The sequence below is a fragment of the Methylobacterium sp. WL103 genome, from assembly GCF_008039885.1.
In the GTDB taxonomy this organism is placed as follows: Bacteria; Pseudomonadota; Alphaproteobacteria; order Rhizobiales; family Beijerinckiaceae; genus Methylobacterium; species Methylobacterium cerastii.
The window spans coordinates 1-5,677 of the sequence record NZ_VRUX01000263.1 but is presented as its reverse complement, the minus strand read 5'-3'; the positions used below and the strand labels follow the sequence as shown (position 1 = coordinate 5,677).

At 66.8% G+C, this 5,677-nt stretch carries 7 protein-coding genes and 1 pseudogene; all 8 read right to left on the bottom strand.

Features of this window, described 5'->3' with window-relative positions; translation table 11 throughout:
* Positions 1-133 (bottom strand): annotated as a pseudogene (locus tag FV222_RS15745) (50S ribosomal protein L7/L12); the annotation flags it as partial.
* 60 nt (positions 134-193) lie between these two features.
* Entirely contained in the window at positions 194-712 is a 519-nt protein-coding gene (rplJ, locus tag FV222_RS15740; RefSeq protein WP_147752992.1) for a 50S ribosomal protein L10, read from the bottom strand.
* A gap of 518 nt (positions 713-1,230) precedes the next feature.
* Positions 1,231-2,874: a B12-binding domain-containing radical SAM protein gene (locus FV222_RS15735; protein ID WP_147752991.1), complete on the bottom strand. Its 1,644-nt coding sequence runs from the start codon at positions 2,872-2,874 to the stop codon at positions 1,231-1,233.
* 261 nt (positions 2,875-3,135) lie between these two features.
* Positions 3,136-3,423, bottom strand: coding sequence for a GIY-YIG nuclease family protein (locus FV222_RS15730; protein WP_147762912.1), 288 nt, complete (start codon positions 3,421-3,423; stop codon positions 3,136-3,138).
* Positions 3,424-3,503: 80 nt separating this feature from the next.
* Positions 3,504-4,202 (bottom strand): 50S ribosomal protein L1, encoded by a 699-nt coding sequence (gene rplA / locus FV222_RS15725; RefSeq protein ID WP_147762911.1) that lies wholly within the window; start codon positions 4,200-4,202, stop codon positions 3,504-3,506.
* A 12-nt stretch (positions 4,203-4,214) separates the two neighbouring features.
* Positions 4,215-4,667: a 50S ribosomal protein L11 gene (rplK, locus tag FV222_RS15720; RefSeq protein WP_147752988.1), complete on the bottom strand. Its 453-nt coding sequence runs from the start codon at positions 4,665-4,667 to the stop codon at positions 4,215-4,217.
* A gap of 191 nt (positions 4,668-4,858) precedes the next feature.
* Positions 4,859-5,392 carry a transcription termination/antitermination protein NusG gene (gene nusG / locus FV222_RS15715; RefSeq protein WP_147752987.1) on the bottom strand — a complete coding sequence of 178 codons (534 nt, stop codon included), beginning with the start codon at positions 5,390-5,392 and terminating at the stop codon, positions 4,859-4,861.
* A gap of 60 nt (positions 5,393-5,452) precedes the next feature.
* Positions 5,453-5,677 (bottom strand): preprotein translocase subunit SecE (secE, locus tag FV222_RS15710; RefSeq protein ID WP_246685488.1); only part of this gene is annotated, 225 nt, incomplete at its 5' end.

Here is a 5,677-nt window from a genome sequence, read left to right as displayed (position 1 = left end):
CCGGGCCGGCGGCCACGGCGACGGCGGCGGCAGCCGAGACGCCCCACTTCTCTTCGAGCATCTTGGCGAGGTCGGCGGCCTCGAGAACGGTCAGCGACGACAGGTCGTCAACGAGCTTGGCAAGATCAGCCATGGTGATGATCCTCTAACGATATCGGTGTGAAGGGATGGGTTTGAAAGGGGTGAACGACCGTCAGGCCGCTTCGTCCTTGATGGCATAGGCTCCGAACACGCGGGCGAGCTTGGCCGCCGGCGCGTTGACGACCTGAGCGATCTTAGTCGCGGGAGCCTGGACGAGGCCCACGATCTTGGCGCGCAGTTCGTCGAGGGACGGGAGCGAGGCGAGGGCCTTCACGCCGTCCGGGTTCAGAGCGGTCGCACCCATGGCGCCGCCGAGGATCACGAGCTTGTCGTTTGCCTTGGCGAAATCCACTGCCACCTTGGCGGCCGCGACCGGATCGCTCGAATAGGCGAGCAGGGTCGGGCCCTTCAGGAGGGGCTTGATGGAGGCGACGTCCGTGCCATCGAGAGCGATGCTGGCGAGGCTGTTCTTCGCGACCTGCACGGTGGCGCCGGCCAGCTTCATCTGCGAACGCAGCTTCTGCATCTCGGCGACCGTGAGGCCTTTGTAGTGGGCCACGACGACGACGGCGCTCTTTGCGAACACGCCGTTGAGCGTCGAGACGAGATCAGCTTTTGCTGTCCTGTCCACTGGGGCTCTCTCCGGTTTGAGCGGAACCCGAGAATGGGTCCGCCGGTTGCACGTGCCGCCCGGGACGGAACTTCGACCTTGGTTAAGCCGAAAACGTCCTGGACGACGCTTCACGGCCCTGTCCCCCGGTGCCGCCCCCGCGAGGGGTGCGATGCCTAAGGGCTGAGATGGTTCAAACCGATGCCTTCACGCCGTCCCTCATCGGTCGGGCGCTTCGAAACTGCGGTCTTCCCCGTCTGTGCAGGCTTTGCGGATTAAGCCGGCGAACCGGCACCTGCAGTCTCGGACAGGACATAGCCGGACACGGCCTTCAGAGGTTTTCACCCCTTAGGTCCTGCCGGCCATCGACGCCCGGTCACCCAGGCGGCGTCTCGATACGGAGCCCGCCCGGGCGGACGGGCTCCATCAACAAACATGAAAATTGCGTGGAGCGCGGTGTATAGAGCGAAGCAAGCGCCCTGCCAAGTGCCGAAACGCGACTTTTCCGACGTGGTCGCGCCGCGCCGGCCGTCGCGGCCCTAGGCCGCCTCGCGCTCCGGCACGAAGCGCTTGCGCGCGTTCTCCCACCACGAGCGCTGCCGCGCGGCCTCCGTCTCGGCGGCCTTGGCCGCGTAGAACGAGGCGTTGTGCTCGCCGCGCAGGGCCTCGCGGGTGAAGCGGATCAGGTGGTGGGCGACGAAGCCCATGTTGAACACCGCCTCGATCTGCCCGCGCTTCAGGGCGTAGCCGGCCGCCGACCAGAACGGCCGCCGGTAGTCGGAGAAGATGCCGACCCGGGTGATGATGTTGAACCCGAGGATCAGCCCGCGGCGTAGGTTGGTGAAGGTGAGCTTGCCCTTGGTCGGCGTCTTGATCCGGTGGGGATAGGTCGTCGCGCACTGGTGCTTGAAGCGCTCGAAGATCTTTTCCGGCTCGTAGGCGTGCGCGATGGCCCGGCGCCAGCTCGACACCACGGTGTCGTGCGGACGCTTGAACAGCACGTTCGATTCGAGGCTGGCGTCGTGGAGCAGCCGCCCCTCCTTCTCGAGCCGGTCCCAGAGCGGAGTCTTCGGCAGCGCCTGGAGAATGTTGATCGTCAGGACGGGGATGCCCGACTTGTCGATGAAGTCGATCAGGTACTGCTCGGAAGCGTCCGATTCGGTGTCGAGGCCGAGGATGATGCCCGAGGTCACTTCGAGCCCGTAGGAGTTGAGCGTCTCGATCGCGCCGTACATCGGCACGGCGGCGTTGTGGGTCTTGTCGATGCCCTTGAGCGCGTCCTCCTCCGGCGTCTCGATGCCGACGAACACGGTCATGAAGTTCGCCTGGCGCATCAGCTCGAGGATCTCGGGCTGCTTGGCCATGTTCAGGGTCGCCTCGCAGGCGAACTGGAGCGGGTAGTCGTTCTTCTTCTGCCACGCCACCAGGTGCGGGAGCATGTCCCGCGTCGCCTTGCGGTTGGCGATGAAGTTGTCGTCGACGAAGTAGACCACCGCCGGGTGGCCGGGCTGGCTGATGATCGCGTCGAGCTCGGCGCACATCTGCTCGGCGCTCTTCAGCCGCGGCTGGCGCCCGTAGAGCTGCGGGATGTCGCAGAACTCGCAGCGGTACGGACAGCCCGACGAGAATTGCAGCGAGCCGATCAGGTAGCGCTTCAACGGAGCCGCCTCGTAGGCCGGCGCCGGGAAGTCGGAGAGCGGCAGCCGCTCCTTCGTCTCGAGCCGAACCTGGGCCGAGGGGCGCGTCAGGTCGCGGTCGAGGATCGATACCAGCTCGTCCGTGGCGTCGCCGATCTCGCCCATGTGGAGGTAGTCGAAGTCTGGGTACTTCTCCGGGGCGCCCGAGACCGAGGGGCCGCCGAGCACCGTCACCTTGCCGGCGGCGTGCGCACGCTTGGCGATCTCGTGGATCTGCGGCTCCTGGATGTGCATGCCCGACACGAACACCGCGTCGGCCCAGGCGAACTCCTCAGGCGTGGCGCGCTTGATGTTCTCGTCGACGAACCGGCACTCCCAGCCTTCCGGCATGTAGGCCGAGATCAGCAGGAGCCCCTGCGGCGGCATGAAGGCCTTCACGCCGCCCATCAACGGGTAGGCGTGGGAGAACGTCCCGAAGGACGGCGTGTAGGCGGGGAAGACGCATAGGATGCGTCGCTTGGTCTGTACGGGGAGGGTGCATCGCATGCCGTCTATTTAGCACAGGCACGGGCGATGGCGCCCCCCTTCGCTGCGGCAATCTGCATCGTGATGGCGGGTATGGAGCCGCTCCGCGGCGCTTCTCGTGCTGGGGCCCGGCTCGCCTTTCGCTGACGCTTCAGGCGTCCGGGAAAACGGCGAGGGTTTGCTGCCAGGGTCGAGTCATGCGCACCCGATTTCCCGGACGGGTGAAGCGAAGCGGAACCCGATCCGGGACCCAGCATGGAAAGCGCCGCGCAGCGGCTCTGGCTACTGATTGAGATCGAGATACAGATCACGCCAATCCGGGTTCATCGCCTCGATCAGCGCCAGCTTCCAGGCTCGCCGCCAGCGCTTGATCGCGTACTCACGAATCCGAGCGTCGATGATGCGCGGATGATCCTCGGACCAGACCAGCATCACGACGCCGTAGGTCTTGGTGAAGCCGGGCGTCACTGCAGGCCGATGCTCCCAGACGCGTCGTGCGAGATCCGTCGTGGAACCGGTATAGAGCGTTCCGTTCCGCTGGCTGGCCAGGATGTCGACGTGAGACGTCATCGGTGGCCCGCAGCGGGAGGACTCAAACGAAAAACGCCCGGCCGCAGGGGCCGGGCGCTTCGTCGTTCGTGCGGGACGGATCAGGCGCCGAGGACGGAGCCCGGCTCGACCTTCACGCCCGGGCCCATCGTCGAGGTGACGGCGATGCGCTGGATGTAGGTGCCCTTGGAGCCGGCGGGCTTGGCCTTGGCCACCGCGTCGGCGAACGCCTTGATGTTCTCGACGAGCTTCTGCTCGTCGAACGAGACCTTGCCGATGCCGGCGTGGACGATGCCCGCCTTCTCGACGCGGAACTCGACCGAGCCGCCCTTGGCGCCGGCGACCGCGGACTTCACGTCCATGGTGACGGTGCCGACCTTCGGGTTCGGCATCAGGCCGCGGGGGCCGAGCACCTTACCGAGGCGACCGACGAGCGGCATCATGTCCGGGGTGGCGATGCAGCGATCGAAGTCGATCTTGCCGCCCTGGACGATCTCGAGGAGGTCCTCGGCGCCGACGATGTCGGCGCCGGCCGCGCGGGCGTCGTCCGCCTTGGCGCCGCGGGCGAACACCGCCACCCGCACCGTCCGGCCGGAGCCGTTGGGCAGGTTGCAGACGCCGCGGACCATCTGGTCGGCGTGGCGCGGGTCGACGCCGAGGTTCATCGAGACCTCGACGGTCTCGTCGAACTTGGCGTTGGCCTTGGCCTTCACCATCGCGACCGCCTCGGCGATGCCATAGAGCTTGGTCGGGTCGATGCCCTCGCGGGCGGCGCGGATGCGCTTGCCTTCGTGTGCCATGGTGCCCTCCCCTTACGCGGTGACTTCGAGGCCCATGGCCCGCGCGGAGCCACGGATCATCGCGACGGCGGCGTCCACCGAGTCGCAGTTCAGGTCGGGCATCTTCTTCTCGGCGATCTCGCGAAGCTGCGCCTCGGAGACCTTGCCGACGTTGGAGCCGGGTTTGCCGGGGGTCTTGGAGCCCGAGGCCGGCTTCTTGCCGATCTTCAGGCCCGCGGCCTTCTTCAGGAAGAAGGTGACCGGCGGCTGCTTCATCTCGAAGGTGAAGCTGCGATCCTGATAAGCCGTGATCACGACCGGGATCGGGGTCCCCTTCTCGATCTGCGCGGTCTTCGCATTGAAGGCCTTGCAGAATTCCATGATGTTGAGGCCGCGCTGACCGAGCGCGGGACCGATCGGCGGCGACGGGTTGGCGGCGCCGGCCGGGACTTGAAGCTTCACGTAGCCCGTGATCTTCTTCGCCATGGGACTGCTCCCAAATGATTGCGCGCCGCCGGGCTGCCTGAGGCTCGGTCGGACGGGCGGTTGCAGGTCGCGGTGCGGACCGTGGACCCCGGCGGCGAACCGGGCGGGCCTTCCGCGTGTGATCGGCGAAGTTCGAGCTGCGGGGAGAAGGGTCGCCCCTGCCCTCTCCGCCGCTCTCCGTCCGCTCTACGTCAGGCCTTCTCGACCTGGGCGTATTCGAGTTCCACCGGGGTGGCGCGGCCGAAGATCGACACGGCGACCTTCAGGCGCGAGCGGCTCTCGTCGACTTCCTCGACGGTGCCGTTGAACGAGGCGAAGGGACCGTCAGCGACGCGGACCGTCTCGCCGATCTCGAAGGAGATCGAGGGCTTGGGACGATCGACGCCCTCGGCGACCTGGCCCTTGATCCGCTCGGCTTCCGAATCCGGGATCGGTACCGGCTTCGACTTGTCAGCGCCGAGGAAGCCCGTGACCTTCGGGGTGTTCTTGATCAGGTGGTAGACCTCGTCGGTGAGGTCGCACTTCACCAGCACGTAGCCGGGGAAGAACTTCCGCTCCGCGTCGACCTTGCGCCCGCGGCGGACCTCGACGACCTTCTCGGTCGGGACCATCACCTCCTCGAAGAGGTCCATGAGCCCACGCTGGGCTGCCTGATCCTTGATGGACTGGGCGACCTTGTTCTCGAAATTCGAGTAGGCGTGGACGATGTACCAGCGCTTCGACACGGTTCTGATCGACTCCTGAGCGTTCGCGGCGGGCCGGGGCCCGAGGCGGTGTGTGTTGTCCTAGAGACCCAGGATCAGGCCGACGAAGTAGCGCAGGCCCTGATCCACCACCGTGAAGAACAGGCTCGCAACCACCACCATCACGAACACCATGATCGTGGTGACCGTGGTCTCCTTGCGGGTCGGCCACGTGACCTTGCGGCCCTCGTCGCGTACCTGCCCGAGGAACTCCAGCGGGCCGACGCGCTTCGGCGCGGGCCGGGCGGGCGGGGCGTTGCGCTGCGG